General features: G+C 35.0%; 31 protein-coding genes. 16 read left to right on the top strand and 15 right to left on the bottom strand.

All coding sequences use genetic code 11. The features are described from left to right. Positions 1–180: 180 nt before the first annotated feature. Positions 181–1,422: an ABC transporter permease gene (locus tag DF947_RS03555; protein ID WP_109928281.1), complete on the top strand. Its 1,242-nt coding sequence runs from the start codon at positions 181–183 to the stop codon at positions 1,420–1,422. Between the two features lie 207 nt (positions 1,423–1,629). On the opposite strand, the gene DF947_RS03550 is transcribed toward DF947_RS03555, so the two are convergent. Beyond that, positions 1,630–2,826, bottom strand: a complete 1,197-nt coding sequence (locus tag DF947_RS03550; protein ID WP_205940728.1) for a pyridoxal phosphate-dependent aminotransferase — start codon at positions 2,824–2,826, stop codon at positions 1,630–1,632. 113 nt (positions 2,827–2,939) lie between these two features. On the opposite strand from DF947_RS03550, the gene DF947_RS03545 reads away from it, so the two are divergent. The 3 genes from DF947_RS03545 to bioA are packed head-to-tail and all read left to right on the top strand — an operon-like array spanning position 2,940 to position 5,672. Then, entirely contained in the window at positions 2,940–3,926 is a 987-nt protein-coding gene (locus tag DF947_RS03545; RefSeq protein WP_109928280.1) for a cation diffusion facilitator family transporter, read from the top strand. Beyond that, complete coding sequence (locus tag DF947_RS03540) at positions 3,913–4,368, top strand: NUDIX domain-containing protein (protein WP_109928279.1); 456 nt, start codon at positions 3,913–3,915, stop codon at positions 4,366–4,368. The genes DF947_RS03545 and DF947_RS03540 overlap by 14 nt, the downstream gene beginning before the upstream one ends. A gap of 5 nt (positions 4,369–4,373) precedes the next feature. Then, positions 4,374–5,672 (top strand): adenosylmethionine--8-amino-7-oxononanoate transaminase, encoded by a 1,299-nt coding sequence (bioA, locus tag DF947_RS03535; RefSeq protein WP_109928278.1) that lies wholly within the window; start codon positions 4,374–4,376, stop codon positions 5,670–5,672. 381 nt (positions 5,673–6,053) lie between these two features. On the opposite strand, the gene DF947_RS03530 is transcribed toward bioA, so the two are convergent. From DF947_RS03530 to DF947_RS03495, 8 genes are all read right to left on the bottom strand, one after another. Beyond that, positions 6,054–6,485: an SRPBCC family protein gene (locus DF947_RS03530; RefSeq protein WP_109928277.1), complete on the bottom strand. Its 432-nt coding sequence runs from the start codon at positions 6,483–6,485 to the stop codon at positions 6,054–6,056. Between the two features lie 42 nt (positions 6,486–6,527). After that, positions 6,528–6,944 (bottom strand): VOC family protein, encoded by a 417-nt coding sequence (locus DF947_RS03525; RefSeq protein ID WP_109928276.1) that lies wholly within the window; start codon positions 6,942–6,944, stop codon positions 6,528–6,530. Between the two features lie 98 nt (positions 6,945–7,042). Beyond that, complete coding sequence (locus tag DF947_RS03520) at positions 7,043–7,378, bottom strand: MmcQ/YjbR family DNA-binding protein (protein WP_205940727.1); 336 nt, start codon at positions 7,376–7,378, stop codon at positions 7,043–7,045. Between the two features lie 261 nt (positions 7,379–7,639). Then, on the bottom strand, positions 7,640–9,013 hold the full coding sequence (locus DF947_RS03515) for an exonuclease domain-containing protein (RefSeq protein WP_109928274.1): 1,374 nt from the start codon (positions 9,011–9,013) through the stop codon (positions 7,640–7,642). 184 nt (positions 9,014–9,197) lie between these two features. Then, the gene (locus tag DF947_RS03510) at positions 9,198–9,827 is read right to left on the bottom strand and encodes a hypothetical protein (RefSeq protein ID WP_109928273.1); all 630 of its coding nucleotides are present in this window, start codon (positions 9,825–9,827) and stop codon (positions 9,198–9,200) included. A gap of 5 nt (positions 9,828–9,832) precedes the next feature. Continuing rightward, positions 9,833–10,195: a response regulator gene (locus DF947_RS03505; RefSeq protein ID WP_158526222.1), complete on the bottom strand. Its 363-nt coding sequence runs from the start codon at positions 10,193–10,195 to the stop codon at positions 9,833–9,835. Positions 10,196–10,325: 130 nt separating this feature from the next. Then, on the bottom strand, positions 10,326–11,087 hold the full coding sequence (locus DF947_RS03500) for a LytR/AlgR family response regulator transcription factor (protein ID WP_109928271.1): 762 nt from the start codon (positions 11,085–11,087) through the stop codon (positions 10,326–10,328). Positions 11,088–11,251: 164 nt separating this feature from the next. Further along, positions 11,252–12,340: a sensor histidine kinase gene (locus DF947_RS03495; RefSeq protein ID WP_109928270.1), complete on the bottom strand. Its 1,089-nt coding sequence runs from the start codon at positions 12,338–12,340 to the stop codon at positions 11,252–11,254. A 63-nt stretch (positions 12,341–12,403) separates the two neighbouring features. Here DF947_RS03495 and DF947_RS22170 point away from each other — a divergent pair, with 63 nt between their 5' ends. Continuing rightward, complete coding sequence (locus DF947_RS22170; protein ID WP_158526221.1) at positions 12,404–12,547, top strand: hypothetical protein; 144 nt, start codon at positions 12,404–12,406, stop codon at positions 12,545–12,547. A 19-nt stretch (positions 12,548–12,566) separates the two neighbouring features. Here DF947_RS22170 and DF947_RS03490 read toward each other — a convergent pair whose 3' ends face one another. Beyond that, entirely contained in the window at positions 12,567–13,307 is a 741-nt protein-coding gene (locus DF947_RS03490; RefSeq protein ID WP_109928269.1) for a LytR/AlgR family response regulator transcription factor, read from the bottom strand. Between the two features lie 331 nt (positions 13,308–13,638). Between DF947_RS03490 and DF947_RS03485 the strand changes: the two genes are divergently transcribed. From DF947_RS03485 to idi, 4 genes are all read left to right on the top strand, one after another. Beyond that, positions 13,639–13,917, top strand: a complete 279-nt coding sequence (locus tag DF947_RS03485) for a hypothetical protein (RefSeq protein WP_109928268.1) — start codon at positions 13,639–13,641, stop codon at positions 13,915–13,917. A 124-nt stretch (positions 13,918–14,041) separates the two neighbouring features. After that, positions 14,042–14,935 (top strand): MerR family transcriptional regulator, encoded by an 894-nt coding sequence (locus tag DF947_RS03480; RefSeq protein ID WP_109928267.1) that lies wholly within the window; start codon positions 14,042–14,044, stop codon positions 14,933–14,935. Next, positions 14,932–15,768, top strand: a complete 837-nt coding sequence (locus DF947_RS03475) for a phytoene/squalene synthase family protein (RefSeq protein WP_109928266.1) — start codon at positions 14,932–14,934, stop codon at positions 15,766–15,768. Before DF947_RS03480 ends, DF947_RS03475 begins: the two co-directional genes overlap by 4 nt. Positions 15,769–15,784: 16 nt before the next feature. Next, on the top strand, positions 15,785–16,300 hold the full coding sequence (gene idi / locus DF947_RS03470; RefSeq protein WP_109928265.1) for an isopentenyl-diphosphate Delta-isomerase: 516 nt from the start codon (positions 15,785–15,787) through the stop codon (positions 16,298–16,300). A 226-nt stretch (positions 16,301–16,526) separates the two neighbouring features. Here idi and DF947_RS03465 read toward each other — a convergent pair whose 3' ends face one another. Genes DF947_RS03465 through DF947_RS03455 form a run of 3 tightly spaced genes read right to left on the bottom strand, consistent with a single transcriptional unit; the run spans position 16,527 to position 17,901 of the window. Next, a complete protein-coding gene (locus DF947_RS03465; protein ID WP_109928264.1) occupies positions 16,527–17,264 on the bottom strand; it encodes an endonuclease in 738 nt (245 codons plus the stop codon). Between the two features lies 1 nt (position 17,265). After that, positions 17,266–17,469 carry a KTSC domain-containing protein gene (locus DF947_RS03460; RefSeq protein ID WP_109928263.1) on the bottom strand — a complete coding sequence of 68 codons (204 nt, stop codon included), beginning with the start codon at positions 17,467–17,469 and terminating at the stop codon, positions 17,266–17,268. 54 nt (positions 17,470–17,523) lie between these two features. After that, a complete protein-coding gene (locus DF947_RS03455) occupies positions 17,524–17,901 on the bottom strand; it encodes a hypothetical protein (RefSeq protein ID WP_109928262.1) in 378 nt (125 codons plus the stop codon). A gap of 122 nt (positions 17,902–18,023) precedes the next feature. Here DF947_RS03455 and DF947_RS03450 point away from each other — a divergent pair, with 122 nt between their 5' ends. The 5 genes from DF947_RS03450 (at position 18,024) to DF947_RS03430 (ending at position 21,923) form a co-directional block, all read left to right on the top strand. Further along, positions 18,024–18,212 carry a hypothetical protein gene (locus tag DF947_RS03450; protein WP_109928261.1) on the top strand — a complete coding sequence of 63 codons (189 nt, stop codon included), beginning with the start codon at positions 18,024–18,026 and terminating at the stop codon, positions 18,210–18,212. A 110-nt stretch (positions 18,213–18,322) separates the two neighbouring features. Then, positions 18,323–19,120: a HipA family kinase gene (locus tag DF947_RS03445; protein ID WP_109928260.1), complete on the top strand. Its 798-nt coding sequence runs from the start codon at positions 18,323–18,325 to the stop codon at positions 19,118–19,120. Further along, on the top strand, positions 19,098–19,481 hold the full coding sequence (locus tag DF947_RS03440; RefSeq protein ID WP_109928259.1) for a DUF3037 domain-containing protein: 384 nt from the start codon (positions 19,098–19,100) through the stop codon (positions 19,479–19,481). Before DF947_RS03445 ends, DF947_RS03440 begins: the two co-directional genes overlap by 23 nt. 60 nt (positions 19,482–19,541) lie before the next feature. Beyond that, complete coding sequence (locus DF947_RS03435; RefSeq protein ID WP_109928258.1) at positions 19,542–21,455, top strand: AAA domain-containing protein; 1,914 nt, start codon at positions 19,542–19,544, stop codon at positions 21,453–21,455. 87 nt (positions 21,456–21,542) lie between these two features. Continuing rightward, entirely contained in the window at positions 21,543–21,923 is a 381-nt protein-coding gene (locus DF947_RS03430) for a response regulator (protein WP_109928257.1), read from the top strand. On the opposite strand, the gene DF947_RS03425 is transcribed toward DF947_RS03430, so the two are convergent. Next, a complete protein-coding gene (locus DF947_RS03425; protein WP_109928256.1) occupies positions 21,920–23,770 on the bottom strand; it encodes a DNA topoisomerase 3 in 1,851 nt (616 codons plus the stop codon). The two genes, DF947_RS03430 and DF947_RS03425, sit on opposite strands and share 4 nt — an antisense overlap. Before the next feature lie 166 nt (positions 23,771–23,936). On the opposite strand from DF947_RS03425, the gene DF947_RS03420 reads away from it, so the two are divergent. Further along, positions 23,937–24,380, top strand: coding sequence for a hypothetical protein (locus DF947_RS03420; protein ID WP_109928255.1), 444 nt, complete (start codon positions 23,937–23,939; stop codon positions 24,378–24,380). Here the strand turns inward: DF947_RS03420 and DF947_RS03415 are convergent. Further along, positions 24,377–25,162 (bottom strand): murein L,D-transpeptidase catalytic domain family protein, encoded by a 786-nt coding sequence (locus DF947_RS03415; protein ID WP_109928254.1) that lies wholly within the window; start codon positions 25,160–25,162, stop codon positions 24,377–24,379. The genes DF947_RS03420 and DF947_RS03415 overlap by 4 nt on opposite strands. Positions 25,163–25,374: 212 nt before the next feature. Here DF947_RS03415 and DF947_RS03410 point away from each other — a divergent pair, with 212 nt between their 5' ends. Beyond that, positions 25,375–26,823, top strand: coding sequence for an SDR family oxidoreductase (locus DF947_RS03410; RefSeq protein ID WP_109928517.1), 1,449 nt, complete (start codon positions 25,375–25,377; stop codon positions 26,821–26,823). Positions 26,824–26,845 lie beyond the last annotated feature (22 nt).

Genomic DNA, 26,845 nt, shown 5'->3' with positions numbered 1-26,845 from the left:
TGCAAAAATACGAATTTAATTTTTCTTTTCCGTATTTTATCAAACGCAATTATACTATATTATGTTTTGATCGTTTTTTCGTTAAAAAACTGAATCTAATTATGCTTCCGTCGTTTAAAATTAATTAGTTTTGAAAATGAGCTGTAACCTTTTTAACTCCTTTGTGTCTAAACCCTAATTATGATAATCTTTAGGCTAATAGGCGAGAGTTTCCGTTTTGCGTTTGATGCTTTGCGTCAAAATAAATTGCGTACCATGTTATCGCTCTTGGCGATTACAATTGGTATTTTTACTATTATCGCAGTGTTTTCGGCTGTAGATAGTTTTAGGGCAAAACTGCAGTCCAGTGTAGATAAGTTAGGTTCTAATACAATCTACGTTCAAAAATGGCCATGGATTTTCGGAGATTATCCTTGGTGGAAATATATGAATCGTCCTCAGCCATCGTTAAGAGATTTTGCTTCGCTCCGCGATAGGATGGAAAATGCCGACGGAATTACTTTCGAAATTTCTACAGGGAACAGGACCATTAAATATAGAAGTAGTTCTGTTGAAGGGATTTCGGTTACAGGAGCATCGCAGGATTTTAACAAAACCTGGAGTTTTGAGCTTCAGGCTGGAAGATATTTTACCGATAATGAGAGCAAAAATGGATCTCCCGTTTGTTTAATGGGGGCCGATATTGCCGAAGGTTTATTTGGTAGCGAAGACCCAATAGGTAAACAAGCGCAGATTTTGGGTAGGAGAGTTACGGTAGTTGGTGTATTTAAAAAAGAAGGTGAGGATATGCTTGGCACATCACTGGATAAAAGCGTAAATATTCCAATTAATTTTGCCAAAGGGATTTTGGACATTCAAAACGAAAGATATAACCCTCAAATTACCGTTAGAGGTTCAACAAAAGTTTCTTTAGAAGAAGTTGAAAGTGAACTAACCGGATTAATGCGCTCTATTCATAGGATTAGACCCGGACAGGAAGATGACTTTGCATTAAATAAAACCACAATGATTTCTAACCAGTTGGATACCATGTTTAATATGGTAAACATTGCAGGCTGGGTAATAGGAGGTTTCTCTATTCTTGTGGGTGGATTTAGCATTGCAAATATTATGTTTGTATCTGTAAAAGAGCGTACAAATATTATAGGTATTCAGAAATCATTGGGTGCAAAAAACTACTTTATTTTACTTCAGTTTATTTTCGAATCGATCTCGCTTTGTATTTTAGGCGGATTGCTCGGACTGTTTTTTGTGTTTCTCTTTGCCAAAGTTATCACGGCTGTATCTGGCTTCGAAGTAATTTTAGGCTTAAATAATATTATTTTAGGGATAGGAATCTCGGTTATCATTGGAACAATTTCTGGTTTTTGGCCTGCGTATTCTGCTTCTAGGTTAGATCCGGTTGAAGCTATACGAAGCTAAATATTTGCAGTTTTAGTTTCTATGCACTGTTCTTATTTAATAAACCTTATTGAAGTGAAAAGCCCGGAGGCATGAGGAACGATTGCTGAGGACTTGCAACGGAAAGAAGGGCAAATGCTCAAATGGAATTCTTGCTTTCGTTTTCAAAAAAAAATCCCTCGCTAATATAAATTAACGAGGGATTTTTGGTTTAAAGTTTTTGGCTGATTAACTTAATTTTGCCAATGCCTCTTTTATTCTTTTAAGCGCTTCTACCAAACTCTCGTCTGATGCGGCGTAAGATAAACGGATGTAGTTGTTGTTTCCAAACGAATCGCCACCAACTGTAGCCACGTGCCCAACATTTAATAAGTAAAGTGATAAATCTGATGAATCTTTGATTACATTTCCATCAGCATCTTTTTTACCAAAGAAAGAGCTAATTTCCGGGAAGAAATAAAAAGCGCCATCTGGAAGATTTGTTTTTACGCCTGGAATTTCGTTTAATAAATTATAAACAAGTTCCCTTCTGCGTAAAAAGGCTTTTTTCATTTCCAAAACGCTTTCCAAACCTTGCTCGTAAGCTACAATGCCAGCTCTCTGAGCGATTGAACATGTTCCAGAAGTTGTTTGGCCTTGCAACTTATCATTTGCAGCAGCGATCTCCTTGTTTGCAGCGATGTAGCCTAAGCGCCAGCCTGTCATGGCAAATGCTTTAGAGAAGCCATTTACAATAATTACGCGGTCTTTAATGCTATCGAACTGAGCAATAGATTCATGTTTATCAACAAAGTTGATGTGCTCATAAATCTCATCCGATAAAATAAAAATATTAGGGTGTTTTTCAAAAACCTTTGCTAAAGAGGCAAGTTCCTCTTTACTGTATACTGAACCAGTTGGATTGCAAGGCGAAGAAAACATAAATAATTTCGTTTTCGGCGTAATGGCAGCCTCTAGTTGCTCAGCTGTAATTTTAAAATTACTTTCCAAATCTGTATCGATAAAAACAGATTTACCTTCTGCCAACGTAACCATTTCCGAATAAGAAACCCAATAAGGAGTAGGGATAATTACTTCATCATCAGGATCTATCAAAGTTAAGATAACGTTTGAAAGCGATTGTTTGGCACCGGTAGACACCACGATTTGTGAAGCATCGTAATCTAAATTGTTTTCCGTCTTAAACTTATTTGCAATTGCCTGGCGCAGATCGGGATATCCTGGAACTGGCGAATAGCGGGTGTAATTTTCATCTAATGCTGTTTTAGCGGCATTTTTTACGTGATCGGGCGTATTAAAATCGGGTTCGCCAACACTTAAACTAATAACATTAACGCCTTTGGCAGATAATTCACGGCCAAGTTTGGTCATTTTTAGTGTTGCAGATTCTGATAGACTGTTGATTCTTTTGGATAAGGTGCTCATGGTTAATTACTTTGTGCGCAAATATATAAACCAAATATTATTCTGCACTAAAAAAGACTGAGTTTTTCTTATTTAATTTATTTGATAACCGTATTTTTGAAAAAAAAATCCTTGTGACGGTTAAAAAGAAAGCAATTGTAATCTCGCTGGTGGTGAGTGTGGTGTTGATGCTAGCCAAATTTGTAGCATATTTTATTACTGAATCCAACGCGATTTTAACCGATGCTGCCGAAAGTATTGTAAACGTTATTGCGGGCAGTTTTGCATTTTACAGCATTTATTTAAGCACGCAACCCCGCGATGAAAATCATCCTTATGGGCATGGTAAGGTAGAATTCTTCTCTGCCTTTGTTGAAGGGATTTTGATTTTAATTGCAGGGGTGATTATCATCTTTAAATCTTCTTACAACTTGGTTTATCCGCACGAAGTAGGCAATCTGTTAGAAGGTACACTGATTATCGGCATTACCGGATTAATTAATATGATTGTCGGCTTATATCTTATTAATGTAGGAAAAGACCAGCATTCCATTACTTTACAGGCAGATGGAGAGCATTTGCTCACCGATACTTATACGAGTATTGCAATTGTTATCGGCTTAGTTTTAATTCAGCTTACCGGCATAATCTGGATGGATAGCCTGCTGTCTGTTTTGGTTGGTTTTTATATTGTTTACTCTGGTTATAAACTAACCCGTGGCTCTGTTGGGGGACTAATGGACGAGAGTGATTTTACTTTGGTTGAAGAGGTGGTTGATGTTTTGCAAAAGAACAGACATAACCCTTGGATTGATGTTCATAACCTTCGTACACAACAGTATGGGCCAGAATTCCACATAGACTGCCACGTTACACTGCCTTATTATTTTGATTTAAATAAAGTTCATAGAGAAATATCTCAGATTGATGAACTGATTAACAAAAGCGGTTTTAGAAAGGCAGAACTTTTTATCCATGCAGATCCTTGTTTGCCAGAATGTTGCCATTATTGCCACATGAGCGAATGTCCTGTAAGAGCAGAAGCATTCAGAAAGGAAATTGTCTGGACACCTGAAATTGTAATTAAAAACAAAAAACATTTCGAGAATGAGTTACTTTAATGTTCGCGTTTATGGTTTGCTTATTAATCAACACAACGAAGTTTTAGTAAGTGATGAAGAGGAATACGGTGTAAGATTTAGCAAATTTCCAGGCGGTGGATTAGAATTTGGAGAAGGACTTATTGACGGACTTAAACGTGAATTTGTTGAGGAATGCAATGCTGAAATCGAAGTTGTTTCTCATTTTTATACCACAGATTTTTTTGAAAAGTCTTCGTTCAATGATAGTCAGGTAATAAGCATATATTATTTGGTAAAAGAGAAGGCACCGCTCGAGTTGGCCTTTAAAACCAAAATATATGATTTTGATGGGGATGGAGAATTACTTCAGGCTTTCAGATGGGTAAAAATTGAAGATTTATCCGTTGAAGAAATTACTTTTCGAACTGATAAAACGGTTGCCAAACTTTTAAAAAAACAATTTTCAGATCCATCATTATAACATTCATGTCCGATTCTTTAAATCCCCAAAACGCTAAACTCAATTTAACAGAAAGAGATCAAAACGTAATCTGGCATCCTTATACTCAGATGAAAAACGCATTACCACATATCCCAATTGTTAGGGGAGAGGGCGTTTATGTTTTTGATGAGCATGGTAAAAAATATATTGATGCCGTTTCTTCTTGGTGGGTAAATATTCATGGGCACGCACATCCCTATATTGCAAAAAAAGTGGCTGAGCAATTAACCGTTTTGGAACATGTAATTTTTGCTGGATTTACCCATGAACCTGCAGTTTTATTGGCTGAGAGATTGTTGCCAATCCTTCCTGGGCAACAGGACAAAGTATTTTACACCGATAATGGTTCAACCGCGGTTGAAGTTGCCTTAAAAATGTGTCTGCAGTATTGGGATAATAAACAGCAACCAAAAACTAAGATTTTGGCCTTTAAAAATGCTTACCATGGCGATACTTTTGGTGCAATGTCTGTAAGTGGGCGAAGTATTTTTACAGATGCTTTTAATAGCCTGTTATTTGATGTGGAATTTATCGATTTGCCAAATGATGATAATATTTCTGATCTAAAATCCAAAATCGTAAATCTAAAATCCGAAGTTGCCTGCTTCATCTTCGAACCATTGATTTTAGGTTCTGGTGGAATGCAGATGTATGAGGCTAAACATCTTGATGATTTAATTGATACGTGTAAACAAAATAATATTTTGACTATTGCCGATGAGGTAATGACAGGTTTTGGTCGGACGGGAACATACTTTGCCTGCGAAAAGTTAACGAACAAACCAGATATTTTCTGTTTGAGCAAAGGTTTAACCGGTGGAACCATGCCTTTAGGGGTAACCACTTGTACCAATGAAATTTTCAATGCCTTTTTAAGCGACGATAAGCTTAAAACACTTTATCATGGACATTCATTTACGGCCAATCCAATTGCTTGTGTAGCATCTTTGGCGAGTTTGGATATCCTTTTAGAAAGTACGACTCTGCAGAATATTAAAAGAATTGAAGCTAAACATTCGGTTTTTTTGGACGAGATAAAAACACATGCCAAAGTAAAAGCAGTTCGCCAAACGGGAACTATCATTGCTATTGAATGGGAAACAGGAAACGAAACCTCGTATTTAAGTAATCTACGAAATCTGCTTTATGCGTATTTTTTAGATAAGGGAATCATCTTAAGACCTCTTGGCAATATCATTTACATTTTGCCACCCTACATCATCAGCAACGACGATTTAGATTACGTTTACGCTGCTATAAAATCAGCGCTGGAAGAAATATAATGGGAATTAGTTGTAAAGTCTCTTGCTAAGGCCAAACTATTTCGTCATTGCGGCATGAAGCATATGCGTTTGTTACAATCTATAGTAGATTGCTTCGTACCTAACAATGACGAAAGTTCTTGAAAATACCAAAACTAGTCCAAAAACTAGTCTTAGCGTCTCGCTAAGACTTTAATGCAATTGTACTGTGATGGGTCGTAGCGTGACGCTTCGAGACCCAGTACACGGTTAATCGAATGTGTTTTTATTCCGTACTTAAATGGTTTTTCAATGCATTACCAAAACTAGTCTTAGCGTCCCGCTAAGACTTTAATACAATTGTACTGTTATAGGTCGTAGCGAAACGCTACGAGACCAGTACAAGGTTAAGCGAATGTGTTTTTATTCCTTACTTAAATGGTTTTTCAATGCATCATTTAAAAAATAAGTCCAGCCACCTCGGAAACTTTCTTTGCTGAAATCCTTTCCATTTTCATCAAAGGTTTCCAAACCTGTGTGGGTTATTCTTACCAAAGTTTTATCACCTTGATCAAATAATTCCCAGTTTACAATAGAATTCCCAGAATAACCATCATATTGCCAAGAGTAAGCAATTTTTTTTCCTTCAATAATTTCTGTGATTTCACATAAATGCAAATACTTTGGACCTTCATCCGCTCCACCAAGAAAATCAAACTTAAAACCAACTTTTGGTTTGAAATCTTTTAACTGAAAATACCATTTTTTAATTTCATTGTTATCGGTTAAAACATTCCAAATGTCTTTTGTATGCACATTATAAACTCGTTCAACTATAACTGGATCGTTTTTCATATTTATAACTTTTGGTCAAAAAATATATAATTAGGATTGCGGTTAGCCAAGTGGCATTTTAGCTGTATCCATATAGAGAATGTTCCAACGGTGTCCATCTAAATCAATAAAGCCACAACCATACATCCATCCATCTTTAAAGCCCGGTTCTGCGTACAGCGTTCCGCCTGCATCTACAGCTTTTTTTGCCATTTCATTCACTTCTTCAACGCTTTCTGCATCAATTGAAAATAAAACTTCGGTGCCCAGTTTTGGATCAGCTATGTTTGTTGCAATAAATCCTTCAAATAATGGTTCTTCAAAAAGCATAACGATAAAATTATCGTCACCAATCATAAAACAGGCTGAATCTTCATGGCTTCCGAACTTAAGATTAAGTTTAAAGCCAAATTTGATAAAAAATTCTTTTGATTTACTTACATCCTTAACCGGCAGGTTGATCCAAAGTGATTTTGTCATAACGTTTATATTTTGTTGTATGTAAAGATAGTATTCTGAATGTTGAGTACGGCTTGCCAAAAGCGAAATTTTGAAGGGGCATTTAAGACAAGATAAAATTACATTTTGTATTTATCAGAAAGTTTTTGAGGCGCAATATTGCAATAGGATAGGGTGAGGGCATCTTGAACCATTTCGGGTTTTAAATGGTTGATTTCGAAAATTGTCCAGCCTTGTTTGCCCCATGCGCCCTTAGCAGGATAAATATGTTCTGGGCTAAAATCGCAGAAAACAGATTGATCAATTTCGGAGAGTTTTAAGGACGCTCTTAAATTAACAAAATCTAGCGTTGCGAAAATCTTTTTATTTACCCTAAACGATGTTTTTTCGAAGTGAGGCTGTTCGATGGATTCGCTAAAAGACAATGCGAGTTTTATAAAGATTTTTGAATTCATCAGATTGTCAATTTTATTTCAATACACCCTGCTTCGTCACTACATAACATCTTTGGTAAAATAGCACCGATTTTTTGTGTAGATACTTTTCCTTCTTTAGATTTATAATAAAGTTTATTAGATTTTAACTTTCTTTTCCAATGTTCTTTTGGATTAAATCCACAGTAGCAGTTTCACTTTTCTGGGCAAAAGCAGTAAGGATGAATAATTGATAAATTAAGATTACAAGTAATTTAAATAACATTAAATTAAGCTTATGACTCATAACTTGTACAATTTTTGCGGATGTTGCTCAGCATGATTCAAGATCAAATTTAATATGTAACTATTAGATTGATAGGTCGAAAGATTTTCTTTAATGGGCGCAAGTCCGTCAGATAAATAGGTTTTATCAGTAAAATAGCCCATGCCATAAAATTTGCCTTTTTCTACAATTAAGCAACTAAATTCTTCATCTTTCCTACCTTCGTCTACTAATGCAAAGCTGGGTTGCATATTCTGAATTTCCAGTAGAGCATTGTTTAATCTTTTATTGTAAATAGCGACCGTTTCAATTCCACTACAGGCACCAAAACATTGACCATTCTCATGTGCGGTACATTTTGTAGCTGTTTTTTGTAAATAACAAAGTCTGGCGCAGAGTTGATATTTATCCACCAGCTGGTTTAAAAAATTGTACCCTTCCAACAAGTTATTGAAGCTTTGCAATGCTTTGTTATTCTTTTTGTGCTTATCAATTGCTAAGCGGAGATAACCGTTTTGGTCTTCAAAGACATATAAATCGTACTTGTGTTCATATCGTTTCATGGCCCGGTTATTTTCGGGCCATAAACGCTTAATTTCATTTGCTTCTAAAATAAGCGCCATTAATTCGGTACCGCAAACCACATAATCAACATTATAAATGGTTCGTAAAAAATCCTGTCGCTGTCTATTTGGCTTGTTTCCTGTAAAATGACTAGTTACCCGTTTTTTTAAATCCTTTGCTTTTCCTACATAAACTATCTTGCCTTTATTGTCTTTGAAATAATATACTCCAGGCTGATTTGGGAGTTTTAAAATTACCTTTTTATCTAAATGCGGTGGCAAAACCTGCTCTTTAGATGTTTTCTTAAGCATTTCTGCAATTACGCCTTCTTGATCGGCTTCTAAGAGCATGTTAAATAAAATACTCGTTGCATCAGCATCTCCACCGGCTCTATGTCTATTTTGAATTGGTATTTGTAATGCGCTGCACAGTTTGCCTAAGCTATATGAAGTTTTGCCCGGAAGAAGTTTTCTGCTTAACCTCACTGTGCAAAGTTTCCTGCACTGTAAATCGTAGCCAGCGTAAGAAAGATGATGTTTAAGAAAAGAATAATCAAAATTTACATTATGAGCAACAAATACCTTATCATTAAGAAGCTGATAAATCTGTAAAGCTACATCATCAAAAGTTGGCGCATTTACCAGCATGGCATTGTCAATTCCTGTTAATGCGGTAATGTAATCGGGTATTTCCCGCTTCGGATTAATCAGCGTAGTATAGGTTTCAACAATCTGATTGCCATCGTGAATATTAATGGCTACTTCAGTAATTCCATTTGCAGAAGCGTGGCCACCAGTTGTTTCTATATCTACAATTGCGTATAACATTCAAGTTTAATTATTATACAAATCTATGCTAAAATATTTAGTAATAAAAGTGTTTGTTCATACATTTTTGTTGCTTAAATATATAAATCAAATATTGGAATGATTTTAAGTCCGGTTTAAAATTCATAAAAAAAAGCGACTACGTTTTTAACGTAATCGCTTCAATATTTTGTATGTAGGTTGCTTAAAGTTTACTAAGTAATTTACTTAAATTTGGTTTAATGCCTATTTGAATTGGAACTGTATTAAAAACCCTGTTCTGAATTTTGCCCGTTCCATACATATAACTGGCCTCGACAAATAAATTAGCACCACCAATATTATATTCAATACCACCGCCAGCTTCAACAATGCCCATAGAATTTGTTTTATTATCCATAGTTACCTGCAATGTTGTTGAATTAACACCTGCCTGCGGTGTTAGAATAAATCCACCGCCACCGCCAGCGAAACCATAAAAAGCCCATTTATCTACAATTTTTCTATAGCCAAGCGCCACATTTAACAAATAAGTAGTTGCACGTCCTTTCTGTAAGGTATAGGTGTATCCGGCATCAGGCGTAATTTGATTAAATGTAAAAGCATGTAAACTTACTTTTGGATATAAAAATAATCCTCCATTGCCCAATCCTAAATTTAAACCTAAACTGGTTGAGAATTTAGGTTTCAGGTAATCGGATGTCTCTCCCATAGGAAAAGCAAAGCCAATTCCGCTCATAGAGTATAACTTGTCTGGCCTCGTGGTTTGTGCCTTAACATTTGTGGCGATTGCTATCGTTAACAGCATAACACCCGTTAGTAATTTTAATTTCATGTTTTTTAATTTTCGGTTAACAAGTTTACTTTCTGCAGCATATCTGCAATATTAAAAGGCTTTTCTAAATAATCATCAGGATGATATTTTTGAGAAACAATGTAATTTTCATCGTATCTGGCAGAAGCCATTATCACAGGGATAGATTCTGTTTCAGGATTAGATCTTAATTCTTTAAATACGGCTCTTCCATCCATGCCATTCAGCATAATATCGAGTATGATTAAATCTGGATTGAACTCCCGAACGGTTTTAAAAATATATCTAGGCGATAATAAGGGATAAACGCGATAATTTTCAGACTCTAATGCGAGCTGAAAAACTTCTAATATATCAGGGTCATCATCTACGACCAATATTCTTTTCAAAGCAGGATAATCAATTAGTTAATCAAATAAACACTCCTAATACAAATTGGATTGGATAATGTTTTATTTAGTTAGCAGAATTGACTATTGTATTGATTTAGAGGCTGATTTTATAATCGAAGAAAATAGGTCAGTCTTCTTTTTTAATGGCTTTAGTTTTGCTTTTTAGGAGATTGTGTTTGATGAAAGTTGTAAAAACCTCTTTATATGGGCTGGTTAAGCCATAAGATACACCACCAGATAAAACAACTTGATCTCCTAACACGCTCTTTATGTGTTGCTTAGATACAATGGCAGACTGACTAATCTGGATAAAGGCAGGATGCTTTTTCAACATTTTAATCATTTTGATAAAGTTTATTTTCGAACTTAAATACGAACTTTTAACCGTTCTAAAATGAATTTCTTCTTTAAGCTCTTCAACGGCAACCAACTCGTTTAAATCTATTCTTACCAGATCACCATCAGCATTTTGTAATGGAATATAGAAAAAGTGATCTTCAAAGATAGAAAAGGGCAAATGCGTTTTTTTTCCTGTGGGATAAAGGTTGTTTATTGTTTTTGCAAAGTGAAGTATAGAATAAGGCTTTAACAAATATGCATCGGCATCAACTTTAAATGCATCAATTGCGTAACGTGCATGGGCTGTTGTGAAAATAAGATGTTTGGTTTTTTTTCTGAGCAAGCCTGCCAACTCGATTCCAGAAATGGCTGGCATTTCCACATCCATAAAGATAATGTCGACTGGATTAGAAACAGAAATTTCTGCGAGTGCTTTTAGTGGCTCTGTAAAGCTTTGAACAAGTTTTAAATCAGGCAACTTGGTCATGTATGCTTTTAAGCTTTCTAGAGCGTGAGGGTCATCGTCGATTGCGATGCAACTTATAGACATTTAATTTAGTTTTGGTTAATCAAAATTACAATTTCATTATCTAATACTGAAACTAGCGCATTTGGTAAAGTATTGTAGTTAGTTGGTAAAGGAATATGTGCTTTCTGTGTTATTAAGCTTAAAAAACAATCCGTTTTAGGTGATTTTTTTGTCTTGAATTAATGTTAAGAATTATAAATAGTTAGTTTTGCTCTAAAATACTGATTATCATCAATATAGTATTCAAAAGTAGCTAAATTATTATAAGTATATGCTAAACGCTTTCGAATATTTTCCATTCCCGAGTTTAAACCGGTTTTATTTGGTACCAAATTAGCCAAGTTAGAAGTTTCAATAATCAAGGTGTGGTCATTTTGATTAATACTTATTTCAGCTGGATGGTTTAAATTATTTAGGTTACCATGTTTAAAAATGTTTTCAACAAGCGTAATTAAAACCAGTGGTATAATCTTCAAGTCCTTCACTTCATCATCGTAATCAAATCTAATCTGTAGCGAATGATTTTGTCTAAGCTGATGTAAGTTGATTAAATTTTCTACCTGTTCAATTTCATTTCCCAAAGAGATAAACTCTCCATCTTGATTGCTATCTACTGCATATCGCATCATTTCAGATAAGGAAAGAATAGTTTCTGCAGCAATTGGAGATGATTCTCTCGCATTATGATAGATAAAATCTAAGGTATTAAATAGAAAATGAGGCTGAATCTGCGCCTTTAAAAATGCATTTTCCGATTTAGCAATCTGGATAATATTGTTTAAGCGTTGTTGCTCCAGATTTTCAGTTTTCTTTCTTTCTTTTAAAAAGTTTATCAGGAAATAATAGCCCGTTGCAAAGCCTGTAAAAAATGTCCATCTGTATAAGGGACCGATAAAATAGGCAACACTAAATTCAAATTTCCTAATACCCACATATCCAGAATATTTCACAGACAGCCACTCTACACCATACAAAATAGAGAAGTAAACAATAATTTCTAAAATAAAAAATATAGGCAATTTCCAATAAGCTTGCTTTGGTTTCTTTAAACTAGATGTTAATACAACTTCAGCATGAATATAGAAAAGGGCAATGTTTAATGAGTAGTGGATTACATAATTCTGAAAAGTACCAAACTTGCCAATAAATATCCCAGCTATTATTGATTCATAGAAAATAAAGACAATCCAAGATATAATATGGACTTTCTTGTCTATCATCCAAGTCCAAATTTTGTTTTTAACGGTAATTCGTTCGTCCGTGTAGGATATCATATTGTATGTGTAAGGTTTTTTTAGTCGATTGATTATCAGGCTAGTTTCATAGAAAAAAGAACTATGAAAAAGCTACAAAAAATTACCAGAAAAACAGTTTTTATTTTTAAAAGCAACGGAAGTAAAGCAATGTACTCAACAGATCCTACTGAAACTATGTCAACCTCAATATCAGGAGGAAACATCGTTTTCATTAAAAAGAACTAATAATTTAATGCAGGCGGATCTACGATCTGCCTGTTCTAATTGTTTTTTCCCTTATATAGGCTTGGATTTCGTCTCTATAGTTGTTGCCAATATTTACAGTTAGGTTATTGATCATTTTAAGCATATTTCCTTCTACCTTTTCAATATAGTTTTTTGCGATAATGAATGATCGATGGGCCTGCGCAAAATTTGGATATTCCTTTAAAATAACTTTAATTTCAGACAGTGCGATATAGGTAACGATGGTTTCATCTACTGTGTAAATTCTAACATAATTTTGAAGACTTTCTACTGCTACAATATCAGTGTAACTAACCTTAATTAGGTTATTCCGTTCATTTTTGTTCCGTACAAAAAAATAATCATCCTCTTGTTGGATGTTTATATTTTGAACATTCGGAGTTTGCGGAAATAACCGATTTATAGTTTCGGCAAATCGAGCAAAAGTATAAGGTTTAAGTAAATATGCACTGGCATGCATTTCAAATGCCTCATAAGCATATTTTGAATGCGATGTTGTGAAGATTAATTTACTGGTTTTATGGCGAACAGCTTTAGAAAGTTCGATACCCGAAATCATCGGCATATCAACATCCATAAAAATAATATCTACATCATTTCCCCCGCTAATTTCTGTTAGCGCTTCTAAAGGATCGGTATAAGCATGTACAAGTTGAATATTTGATAATGTGTTGATGTAAGACTTTATGCCATTAATGGCATGAATGTCATCGTCGATCACAATACATTTTAATTTCATTTTAGGTTGAGTAGGATAATTTATTGCCAAATTAAAGCTTGATTCTCAAATTAAGAAATAAAAAGCACTTGTAACGGTTTTTATTTCATTCGTAAAGGAATTTGGTTGGTTTGGATAAAATATATTCAATAATAGGTTTATATTTTATAACTAATTCTTTATAAACACCTTAAAAACCTTTTTGAACAATTTTTCCTGTTGATTTTTCTCAAACAATTTAATTTAAACGGTTGTATTACAATATATTAATAATTATTCCGTATAATTTATACTGTGTTGTCGACTTATTTTCATAATCACAACGCAAACCTATACCTAAAACAAAAAAGCCATGAAAAACAGAACCGAAGCAACCAGGAAATTAAATAGTTCTATAACTAAAAAAGTAATCGAACTTCAGGATATTGGTTATGATTTCGATTTTTTACTTTTAGCTAACGGCAGTTTGCTTTGTATGCAGAACAACAGAACATACCTATTAAATTCAGTTTCAGTGCGTCAAAGAGAGCATGGTTATGATTTATTAAGTCAAACCTACAAGCATGTGCATACAATAGAAACTGGAAATGGCGAAAGGGGCGTTTTACTGACCGAAAAATCTTTGCGATAAAATCCTTCTTACAATCAAATTATTTAAAAGTTTAAGGATAAATATTCCTGAACTTTTAATTGATGGGAAACTTTTTAAGTTTAGTTTTGTTTAAATAAATATTGCCTATTTTTAAACAAAATAAATGACTTATACCATTTCAGATCTTGAACAGCTTTCAGGCATTCAATCTCATACCATTAGGATATGGGAACAGCGGTATAATGCGTTAACGCCAATGAGATCTGAAGGAAACACACGTTTGTATGATGATAAGCAACTTGTTAAGCTCTTAAATATTGTAAGTTTAAATCAATCTGGCTTAAAAATCTCTAAAATCTGCAAACTTTCTGATGCTGAAGTGAAAACACTTTTGGTTAAGGAATATCACCAAATCTCCTCCGATCAACAAGTAGAATATTATATAACTCAACTTATAAAATTTGGGATTGCTTTTGAAGAAAAGTCTTTCTGCAGTTTATTGGATGAGGCTTTATCCACTTATGGATTATCCGCTACCTACAAAAGCATAATGTATCCGCTATTAACTCGATTAGGGTTAATGTGGTTAAAAGAAGATATTTGTCCCGCACACGAGCACTTTCTGACAAACATCATCAAACAGAAAATTTTTTCGGCAATTAATGAAATTCCAATAGGCGAGAATGCGGAACAAACCTGGCTTCTTTTTCTTCCAGAGGATGAAGATCATGATATTGGTTTGCTTTATGCCAATTATTTTCTTCGATCGGCTAATCAAAAAGTTATTTTCTTAGGCAGTAAGGTTCCATTAAGTTCATTAGAAAAAGTTTTTGCAACCAATCATATAGATCATATTTTGTTTTTTATGGTCAAATCCCGCCACAATAAAATGGCACAACAATACATTTATCAATTATCGGAAATTTGCCAAAATGCTAAAATCCATTTGGCAGGAAATGGAAATGTTATTGAAAAATTAGAAAACATCAGTCATATTAACTGGATAAAAAGCCTTAACGATTTTGAAAATTCTATTCCAACACGAATTAAGACATGAAAGAAATATTTGATCAGTTATCAGAAGAATGCAGTAAGCTAACAACCAAAAGGTATAGCACTAGTTTTTCGCTTGGAATTTATTTTTTAAGCAGGGAGGTAAGGCAACCAATATATTCAATATATGGTTTTGTAAGGCTTGCGGATGAAATTGTAGATAGCTTTCATCAATTTGATAAGAAATATCTTCTCGATAAATTTTCTGCAGATACATTTGAAGCCATTAAAATGGGAATTAGTTTAAATCCGGTTTTAAATTCATTTCAAAAGGTAATTAATCAATATCAAATAGATCATCAGCTCATTCATCTTTTTTTAAAGAGCATGGAGATGGATTTGAACGAACAGAATTATACACCAGCACTTTATAATGCTTATGTTTTGGGTTCTGCAGAAGTGGTAGGTTTAATGTGCCTGAAGGTTTTTACAAAAGGAGATGAGGAAGAGTACGAGCGATTGAAGCCCTATGCCATGAAACTGGGTTCGGCTTTTCAAAAAGTGAATTTTTTAAGAGATGTTAAAGCAGATCATCAAGCCTTAAATAGAAATTATTTTCCGAATGTAGATTTGGCTTTATTCTGCGATAATCAAAAAAAACAAATAGAAGAAGAAATTGAATCGGAGTTTAGAGAAGCCCTGATTGGAATCAAAATGTTACCTTCGTGCTCCAGAAATGGTGTTTATTTAGCTTATATTTATTATAGAAAGTTATTTAACAAGATAAAAGGCCTAACCGCAGAAAGAATTATGACTGAAAGAATCCGCATACCCAATCATCATAAAATAGGTTTAATGTTTGATTCTGTAATTCGCCATAAACTAAACGTGATTTAAAAAATATTTGCAGTAAATGAACGAACAGGTAATATTAGTTGATAAAGATGATCTGCCAATTGGTCAAATGGAAAAAATGGAGGCTCATGAAAAAGGAGCGCTGCACAGGGCATTTTCTGTTTTTATTTTTAACTCTAATCACGAGCTTTTGCTGCAACAAAGAGCCATTAATAAATATCATTCTGGAGGTTTATGGACCAATACCTGCTGCAGCCATCCCCGTGTAGAAGAAAATAATCTCGATGCCGCGAACAGAAGACTGCTTGAAGAAATGGGAATGGTTTGTGATTTACGGTATCTTTTCAGTTTTACATACAGAGCCGACTTTGAAGATGGCTTAACGGAACATGAGCTTGATCATGTGTTTTTTGGATTGTCGGATGATCTTCCTAAAATAAACAGGGATGAGGTTGAAAGTTATAAGTATATTGATTTAACTTCACTAAAACAGGATATTGAGTTGCATCCAGAATTGTATACATCTTGGCTTAAAATCTGTTTGAACAAGGTAATAAGTCATTTAAAAGGCTAATGGAAATAAAAAACGGGCATACAGCCTAAGCCATATACCCGTATCTAAATTAACGCTCTCGAGGACAAATATAGGGTTACTTTCCATAAATCCTAAAAGGTTAACAATTCTTTTACGTTAAAATTATAATTGATTAATTTTGGGAATTTTGATACCAAATTAAATCTCTCATTTTAAAGTTGTTGAAGAGTTACAAATGTTTTTGTAGAAAAAAATATTTGAACCCTCAATTATACTTTTTCTGACATGCAGTACAATAATAGGTTTGTCTATGTGTTTTTCCAATTTCCTTTTTTGCGATAGGATGATTTTTTGGACAAACCTTTTGATTGTATACTTCCCAGTGTTTGCTTAATGTTCCTTCTTTTTTCCACTTCAAAAAATCAAAACTGTAATGCCTCGCCTCCGCAACCAATTCCTTAATTTTTGCCAATGGTAAATCTTTGATTTTACTTAAAGGATGAATCCTCGATCGATAAAGGACTTCATTTTTTATGATATTGCCCACACCAGAAAAAATATGCTGATCCAAAAGTAAATCGCATATATAAGAATCTGGAAGTTCTTTTAGTTTTTTAATGGCCTTTTTGCTATCCCACTCATCGCCCATAATATCGATAGACCAATCATATAAACTATGGGCTTTGCCTTCTAATAAATCAACTTTACAAGTGTAAAAATTTAGCTGATCTTTTTTAAGCGTTAAGCCAAGTTTAAGAGGCGTTTTTTTAGTGTCGTTTATAAGATAAGTTCCAAAGAGCATAAAATGAATTTGGAGGGTAAAATCTTTAAAACAGATTAAGAAACGTTTTCCGAAACTTCTAAATTCTTGAATTTTCTGATGTAGAAGCCTATCCTTATCTATCGTTGTAACATTTCCGGAAACTTCAATAATTTCTGGTTTATGTAGATGCAGATTTTCGATTAGTTCTGTTAAAATAACAATTGATGGACCCTCGGGCATATTATTCTGCTTTTAATTTTTTGAATTTATAACTTCCCTTAATTTGATCGTTAAAATATCGGCCCTTCGAGCCTGAAACCCGAAACATATCGAAAATTTTTTGCGGAACATTTTTATATTCATAAACCATTCCGGTTAAAAAGGTTATTTTTAATGCCTTTGTTTTTGTATCATAACTAAAATGGTCAATAACTGATGATGGCATATATAATGGCTTAGAAGTTTTAAAAACATCTCTTTCCTCTCAAAAGTTTCAGATTTAGCTGTTTAATTCAGATTCTTCTTTGGCAACCCTTATTTTTTCTTTCTTTAAATCGATCCGGATAATGTTGTATAAACTCATATAAACATTCGCAATCCAAACGATGGAAAAACCAGCAATAATATAACCCCTCCAATCATGATAAAGAAGTGTAAATCCAGTTAGAAAAAGAATCAATACAGTAACATAATGGCTAAAGCAATATTCGCAAGTAAAAACATAGAAAAATTTCCGCTTGATTAGCTTGTTGCAATTTTTTGATTTATCAACGCAAAATTCTCTAGCTTCTCTAAAAATCTCTTCTTTCGTAACCGTCCATGCAATACAGGCAACGGGTAGCGCCAAAATAAAAAGGTAATAAATATGTGTTTCCATTAGGATGAAAGATTAAAAAAGGGATTAATTAATCAACCTCAAACCTTTAATAATGTTTTACTTAAGCGGTAAACATTTTGATTATATTTATGTTTAATTAAAATCTAATCGATTATATCATTATGGAAAGAGCAGAAATTTTATCTCTACTTGAGGTAATTAACCAACAAGTAAGTTCTTCGGTTTTAGGTGGAATGGAAGAAGAGTATGAAGAACTTGAAAGCATGGGTTTAGTAACCATTAATCGCGATGCCGTACAATGGTCTGCAGCAATGACACCAGCTGGAAATGCTTATTTAGGGCACGACTAGCACCAACTTTAGCCTTAAATTCTTAAATCTGATTATTCGTGGATTTCTGCTAAATTTGTCGAAAGTTTGGATGGGGATTGTTTTTCTAAAAAACCCGTCGATTCATATTTATGAATAATTTCCCAATAGAATTAAGAACCGTTAATGTTACCAGATATGTTACGCCTTTGCGAGAAGGTGGATCTATGCCTGCAATCGCTGAGGCCGATGATGGTTTTTTATATGTATTAAAATTCCGTGGTGCTGGCCAAGGGCCAAGAGCATTAATTGCCGAACTAATTGGTGGAGAAATTGCAAGAATTTTAGGTTTACGAGTACCAGAGCTTGTTTTTGCAAATTTAGACGAAGCCTTTGGACGAACAGAACCCGACGAAGAAATACAAGACTTATTAAAAGCCAGTGTGGGTTTAAATTTAGCGTTGCACTATCTGTCTGGTGCAATTACTTTCGATCCAACAGTAACCGAAATCGATTCCAGATTGGCATCTCAAATTGTTTGGCTAGATTGTTTTTTAACCAATATGGACCGCACTTGTCGAAACACCAACATGTTGTTGTGGCATAAAGAACTTTGGTTAATAGATCATGGCGCTGCGCTATACTTTCACCATTCTTGGCAAAACTGGAAAGAGCAAGCCGAAAGACCTTTTGTTTTGGTTAAAGACCACGTTTTGCTACAGTGGGCCTCAGAATTAGAACTGGTTGATCAAGAATTTAGATTAATATTAAACGCTGAAAAAATTCAGGCTGTAATTAATTTAATTCCCGATGAATGGTTGGAAGGCGAAACAAATTTTGACAACAAGGATGAACATCGTAGAGCTTATGCGTATTTCTTAGAAACGCGTTTAGCACATTCTGATATATTTTTAAAAGAGGCACAGCATGCAAGAGAAATTCTTATTTGAGTATGCTGTTATTCGGGTTATGCCTAGGGTAGAACGCGAAGAGTTTCTTAATGTGGGCATTATTTTGTTCTGTGCAAAACAAAAGTATCTTCAAAGTATTTTTTATTTAGATGAAAGCAAAATTAATGCTTTTTCGAAAGAGATTGATATTAATGAGTTAACAGATAATCTTAACGCCTTTCAGCGAATTAGTAAAGGATCAGCTGGTTCTGGGCCAATTGGCAAATACGATCAGGCATCGCGTTTTAGGTGGCTAACCGCTACCAGGAGTACAGTAGTGCAGTGTTCTAAGGTTCACCCAGGGTTTTGCAGCGATCCCAATGAAACATTGCTGAAACTGCATCAGGAATTGGTTTTATAGATATTTATTTTGCTATAACACTTCGTCATTATCTCATTTTTCACAGTTAAAAATTTCCCATTGCCTAAAGAATATTTTAAAAATCTTCAAGATTTGCTCAACATAGAGCGTGAGGAAGATTTACAATCGTATTTAAAACTTACCGAAAATACTTCTGCTGCGGATAGGAGAGCGTTGGGTTTAACCTGGTACCCTATAGCCATTAGAAACACAGAAATTGGTCGTGGTGATTATTTAACGGTCGAATTAGAGCGGACCACTCATCAGGAATTTTCACATCAATTTAGATTTGGTTCATCAGCTGTGCTTTTTTCTAACCACGATGCAAAAATCGATCGTATAGAGGGTGTGATTACGCATCTTAGTGGAAATAAGCTGAAAATTAATTTTCGCATTGATGAAATGCCCGATTGGGCCAGAGATGGCAAGCTGGGTATCGATTTGCTGTTTGATAACAATAGCTATGATGAGATGCAGAGTGCGCTAAAACAAGCCACCAATCTTGCCGATCATGATACCGAAAATAAACTTATTAAGATTTTAACCAAAGGCGATAAACCATCTTTTCAAAATGAAGAAAAGTTTATTCTGCCGAATAACCTAAATGCATCTCAGCAGCTTGCGGTAAATAAAATTATCTCCGCCGATCATTTGGCAATTGTTCATGGCCCACCGGGAACGGGTAAAACGACTACGCTAGTACAGGCCATAAAATCGCTGGTGAAACATAATAATCAAAAAATTTTGGTTGTTGCGCCAAGTAACACGGCAGTGGATTTATTAACTGAAAAACTCTCGAAGGAAGGTTTAAATGTAATTCGTGTAGGTAATCCCGCTCGGGTTTCTGAACATTTAATGGCTTCTACACTTGATCATAAAATGGCAGATCATGTAGAAATGAAAAACATTAAGGCCTTAAAAAAACAGGCAAATGAGTACAAAAACATGGCTCATAAATATAAACGAAGTTTTGGTAAAGCAGAGCGAGATCAGCGTAAGGCACTTTTTAACGAAGCGCATAAAATAGGCAAGGAAGTAGAACAGATTGAACAGTACATTATGGACAATCTATTTACCAATTCACAAATTATAACAGCAACTCTGGTAGGTGCAAATCATTATACGGTTAAAAACTTAACCTACAATACCATCATTATCGATGAAGCCGGACAGGCGTTGGAACCTGCCTGTTGGATACCAATTTTAAAAGCGCAAAAAGTAATTTTGGCAGGAGATCATTTTCAGCTTTCGCCAACAATAAAATCGAACGAGGCAGCAAGAAACGGTTTAAGTAAAACTTTATTGGAAAAATCGGTTTTGCTTCATCCAGAAGCGGTTGTGCTTCTTAACGAACAGTATCGAATGAATGAGAAAATCATGAAATATTCTTCCAAAGTATTTTATGAAAATCAACTAAATGCGCATCAATCTGTAGCACATCATCTGCTTTTTCCTGAAGATGAAGCCCTAACTTTTATTGATACGGCAGGCTGTAGCTTTGATGAAAAGTTGGATGGAACCAGTACAACAAATCCGGAAGAAGCAAGTTTTCTAATCCAACATCTTGTTAACCTTGTAGAAACTCTTGAAGAAAAAAAGCCAAATGGAAGTTTTCCGACTTTCGCGGTAATATCACCTTATAAGCAGCAGGTTCAAATTTTAAAGGGATTGGTAAAAGAGAACGAAGTGCTTGCACCATATACTGATCAAATTTCTGTAAATACGATAGATAGTTTTCAGGGTCAGGAGCGTGATGTGGTTTACATTAGTTTAACTAGAAGCAATGCAGAGGGTTCAATCGGTTTTCTTTCGGATATTAGAAGAATGAATGTTGCCATGACGAGGGCCAGAAAAAAACTCGTTGTAATTGGAGACAGTTCTACACTCTCAAAGTCATCGTTTTACGCCAACTTTATTCAGTATGCTGAAGATTTGGGCGGTTATCACAGCGCTTGGGCATTTATGGATTTTTAAAAGTGATTGGGATCATTTTCCGATTTTAGGCTTAAATCAAATAATTTGTTACTTTTGATAAAATCATCCTAATCAGAATCTCTCATAATGACTAATAATCTCAAAATCTTAATTGCTGATGATAGCGAATTGATGCGGATTGTAATGAAGGGCTTTTTTACAAAATTGCTCACGTCACCAGAAATTAAGCAAGCATCAAACTTAAACGAAACGTTCGATTTTGTAAAAAATGAGCCATTTGATTTGCTGATTTTAGATATTAACATGCCAAATGGCGATAGCAATCCTAAAACCGTTACCGAAATCCATGCCATTCAACCCGGTTTAAAAGTCTGCATGTTTTCAGGAAATGATAAATCTTTACTAGAACAGAGTTATTACGATGCCGGCGCAATAGGATTTATCCAAAAAGATGAAAAAATGGGCAATTCGGCTCGCGAACTTGTAGATAAGTTGTTTAAAGACTAAGCTTTTTCTAATTTTTGATCTTCCAATTTACCAGAAATTGATGCTCCGGCAATTAAAAGTTCTTGAGTAATTGTTTTGGTATATTCCGTAATTTCAGATTTGAAAACCTTTACTGATGCACCAGAACGAATTTCTTCCAATCTTTTTTCCCACTGGCCCGTTAGTTCTGCCTGGGCAATCTGCTTATCCTTTACAACATCGTAAACAGCCAATCCCTTTATCGTTGGAACTAGGTTACGTTTTTCTCTGGTAATGTATTCTCGAGTAATCAGTGTTTCTATAATCGATGCTCGTGTTGCCGGAGTTCCCAATCCGCTATCCTTCATGGCATAACGCAATTCCTCATCTTCAATTTCCTTGCCCGATGTTTCAAGTGCTTTTAAAAGTGAAGCTTCGTTATACATCGATTTTGGCTTTGTCTGCTTTTCTAGTAACGATTTTTCGGTTATCGGAAGTTGCTCACCTACGGCAACTTTTGGTAAAGCAGCATTATCTTCATCCTTTTTATCTTCATCTGTTTCGTTAAAAACAGAGCGCCAGCCAGCAGAACGAATAACCGTACCGTTTGCAATAAAAGTGAGACCTGACTGGATGGTAATTTTGGTAATTTCCTTTAAACATTCTTGATGGAAAGCTTCCATCATTCGCCCAACCACCATATCGTAAATAGCTTGTTTATCGCTGCTTAAACCATAAGCTTGCTCACCTGTAGGTAAAACGGCATGGTGATCGGTTACTTTTTTTGCATTTACACTCCGCTTGTTTAATTTGGTGGTCTGTAAAAACTGAGCTTGCTTTCCAAAATCAGGATGGTCTGTAAACTTAGAGATCAAATCTGGAACACCCGCAAAAACATCATCACCTATATACCGGCTCCCAGTACGGGGATAGGAAACCAATTTGCTTTCGTACAAATTCTGCAAAAGATTTAAGGTTTGATCTGCCGTAAATCCTTTTTTCTTGTTGGCCTCTTGCTGTAAACTACTTAAATCGTGTAATAATGGTGGTGGCTCTTTTCTTGGTTTTGCTTCAACCGCAGTAATATTTCCTCCATTTGTAAAACCTGATTGCACATCTTCGATCAGACCGAAGAGTTTTTCGGCTTCTTCTTTTTCTTTATAATTGGATATTGAAACAGCTTTAAAAGTCTGCTCGTCCTTTACTAACTGGATGCTAATCTGGAAATACGTTTGAGGAACAAAATTTTTGATTTCCAAAAAGCGGGCACAAATCATGGCTAGCGTAGGGGTTTGTACCCTTCCCAAAGATAAAACCGTTCGGTTCCCGGCAGAAATACTTAAAGCCTGAGTCGCATTCATTCCTACAAGCCAATCAGATTCTGAACGGCAATGCGCAGAATTAAACAATGTATCGTAATCGGTACCCGGTTTTAAGTTTCTAAATCCGTCTTTAATCGCTTCATCAGTTTGAGAAGAAATCCATAAACGTTTAAAAGGTTTTTTACATTTTAAGTAATAATAAATATACCTGAAAATAAGTTCACCTTCACGTCCGGCATCTGTTGCAACAATAATTTCCGAGGCTTCATCAAATAACCTTTTAATGGTGTCAAGTTGTTTTCTAACCGCCGGATCTTCAACAAAACCATCTTTGGTTTTAATTTTTCTAATGGCCAGTTTAAACTTTTGAGGCAGCATGGGTAAATGTTGCTTTCTCCAGCCAATAAAGCCATAATCTTGTGGCGGTGCCAATTGTAAAAGATGCCCAAAAGCCCAAGTAAAAGAATATCCTTTACCTTCAATGTATCCATCTTTTCTGGTTGTCGCTCCAAAAACTTTTGCAAGCTCGCGACCAACAGAGGGCTTTTCCGCAATTACAATCTTCATGAATTAGAATGTTTTCTAAACCTCAAAGATGATTAAAATTATTTGTGTACGACTCAAATTTTTACTCACACTATAACCTGTTGTAACAGAAACCTTTTCGCTCATTATGTGTTAGCAGGGTGGGATTTTAGTAACAAAATAGGCTCTGGCACATCTAAAAACAGATATGAATAAATTTTACGAATTAGAAAATTGCAAAATTAGGGTTGATTTAGAGCCACAGCTAATTCGTGTTTACAGCGACGCAGAATTGTGGCGTTTTTTAGATGGAAAGCCGAACTTAAGATTCGACCTTTTAATTGAAACGATAAAAGCAGCTTATCAAAACTGCTATGGAAAGGAATTAAATATTACAAATGATTCTTTGGTTGTCGAAATTGTAGTGCATGTTTATTGCGATTACATAGGTTTGGGATTTAACCGTTTTGTAAGAATCCATTGGGTTCAGAATTTGGTTGCCAAACTTTTAAAACGGGCAGAAATTGTCGATTGTGGCGAAAAAGATGTAGACAGTAATCGTTGGATTTGGGATTATTTATCAAAATTCAAAAAACCGATTTTAAAACTATTGCCTAAAAACTTAAACGCCACAAACTTAAAAAATCATTAATCTATCCTAGAAGCCAAAACCTCTTCGTTATTAAGCGCTACAGTTGCTGCCAATTGCTCATTAAGAAATTGTGAGTTGTAGCGTTGTTCTGAATTATTAATAAATAAGACCGTTCGATCGGAAATTGTGTTGATGACTTGATTTGCCAATTTGGTAGCAACGGCAGGGCATCCTTGACTTCTGCCCAATCTACCCAGTTGGTTAATGCTTTCCTGGCATACGTAATCTGCTCCATGAACCACAATTGCCCGCTCTCTGGCATTGCTGTTAAAGCCATTATCCATGCCATCCAATTTTAAAGAACGGCCGTGTTTACCAAAATAAATTTCTCCGGTTAAGTAAAACCCAATACTGCTTTGATTCGAGTTCATGTTGTTAGAAAAAGCAGTGGGTTTATCACCTCCACTGTTTTGCCCGTGAGCAACCCACGTATTTAAAAGCAGTTCTTTTTTATTTAAATCGATGATGTAAAGACGCTTTTTACAGCTTTCCTGATCAAAATCTGCAATGGTTAAAATAGATTTTGAATGTAGTAAACCCGAATATTTCATGTTGTAATATCCGGTTAGTGCCTTTTCAAAAACCGCTTCATTTAAACCAGCAGAATCTAAATGTGCAGTGTGGTAAAGATTTAAAATGTAGCGGTTGTAAAGACTATCTTGCGCTATATTTTTGATTGTTTGTTGTTGTGTGTGTGGAGCCTCCACCGCTTTCCAACTCGTTCCGACAATGCTGATTCCCGCCAAAATAATCGCAGCAATGCCCATGATGTTTCTCTTCATTCAGGGATGTTTGATTTTATATTGAACTACTTATACGATGTGAAATTAGATTTGTTGTGTCTGTTTAAACTGTCACGATGTTTAAGAGGTTTCCTTTACACTATCATGACGCAATTGATCCTGTTATAGCTTTTTGGAATGTTATTTTAATTTAAATGTTTGATTATCATCAACAAAGCCTCGATAGAAGTGTTATTATTCAAACATTTCAAATGAAAATTTTACTTACGGGAGCTAACGGATATATTGGAACTAGACTACTGCCATTACTTTTAGAAGAAAAGCATGAAGTGGTTTGCATGGTTAGGGATAAAAGACGATTTGTACATCAATCTGATTTAAGTGAAGAAGTAACCATCATTAATGGAGATTTACTAAGGGCAGAAACTTTAACGGAGATTCCGAAAGATATTGATGCAGCTTATTATTTGGTTCATTCAATGTCATCAAGCGATGCCAAATTTGAGGAGATGGAAAGAACCTCTTCCGAGAATTTTTCTTTGGCAATAAAAAAAACAACTTGTAAGCAGATTATATATTTAACCGGAATTGCCAATGATGATCATTTATCCAAACATCTAGGTTCTAGATTAGCCGTAGAAGAGGAGCTTAAAGCATCAGGAATTGCCTGTACCATTTTAAGAGCGGCTATAATTATAGGATCTGGAAGTGCATCATTTGAAATTATTCGAGATTTAACAGAAAAGATTCCTATAATGATTACACCGAAATGGGTAAATACACGCTGTCAGCCAATAGGAATTAGAGATGTTTTGGCTTATTTAACCGGCGTTCTTCACAACAGGAAATCCTATAATGAAACATTTGATATTGGCGGTCCCGATGTTTTAACCTATCGGGCTATGCTTCAGGGTTATGCAGACGAACGTGGCTTAAAAAGGTGGATTATTACTTTGCCGGTTTTAACACCCAGATTATCTTCACTATGGTTAAACTTAATTACTCCAGTTCCATATTCTTTAGCACGAAGTTTGGTTGATAGCATGAAGAATGAAGTGGTTTGTAAGGATAACAAAATCCACGAAGTTGTGCCAAGAAAGTGCTTAACTTATGCAGAAGCACTTCATTTAGCCTTCGAAAAAATTGATCAAAACTCTATTGTTTCGAGCTGGAAGGATGCCTTAAACCGCGGTTATTTAACTACAGATTTCATGGACCAAATTAAGGTTCCGCAAAATGGAACTTTAAACTATAAAGTGAAAATGCCTTTTGAGCGTAAGGCTGAAGAAGTTTTTGATAACATTTGGAGTATTGGAGGAAATAGAGGCTGGTATTATATGGATTGGCTTTGGCATTTTAGAGGGTTTTTAGATAAAATTTTTGGTGGTGTAGGTACTAGGAGGGGTAGAACAAGTAATACCGACATCCAAGCTGGAGACGTGCTGGATTTTTGGCGGGTTTTATTGGCCGATAAAAAAAATAAAAGATTGCTCTTATTTGCCGAAATGAAAGTGCCAGGAGAAGCCTGGCTAGAACTTAAACTAATTGAATTTCATGGTAAAGCTTTTCTATCGCAGATTGCCACTTTTAGGCCAAAAGGTTTATGGGGAAGAATGTACTGGTATGCAATGTGGCCATTCCATGTAATCTTATTTAAGGGCATGGCCAAGCAGATTACGACTTATAAACCTAAAAATTAAATCAATTTGCCTATTTTTACGG

The organism is Pedobacter paludis, from assembly GCF_003173575.1.
In the GTDB taxonomy this organism is placed as follows: Bacteria; Bacteroidota; Bacteroidia; order Sphingobacteriales; family Sphingobacteriaceae; genus Pedobacter; species Pedobacter paludis.
This window is presented reverse-complemented; position numbering and strand designations above follow the sequence as displayed.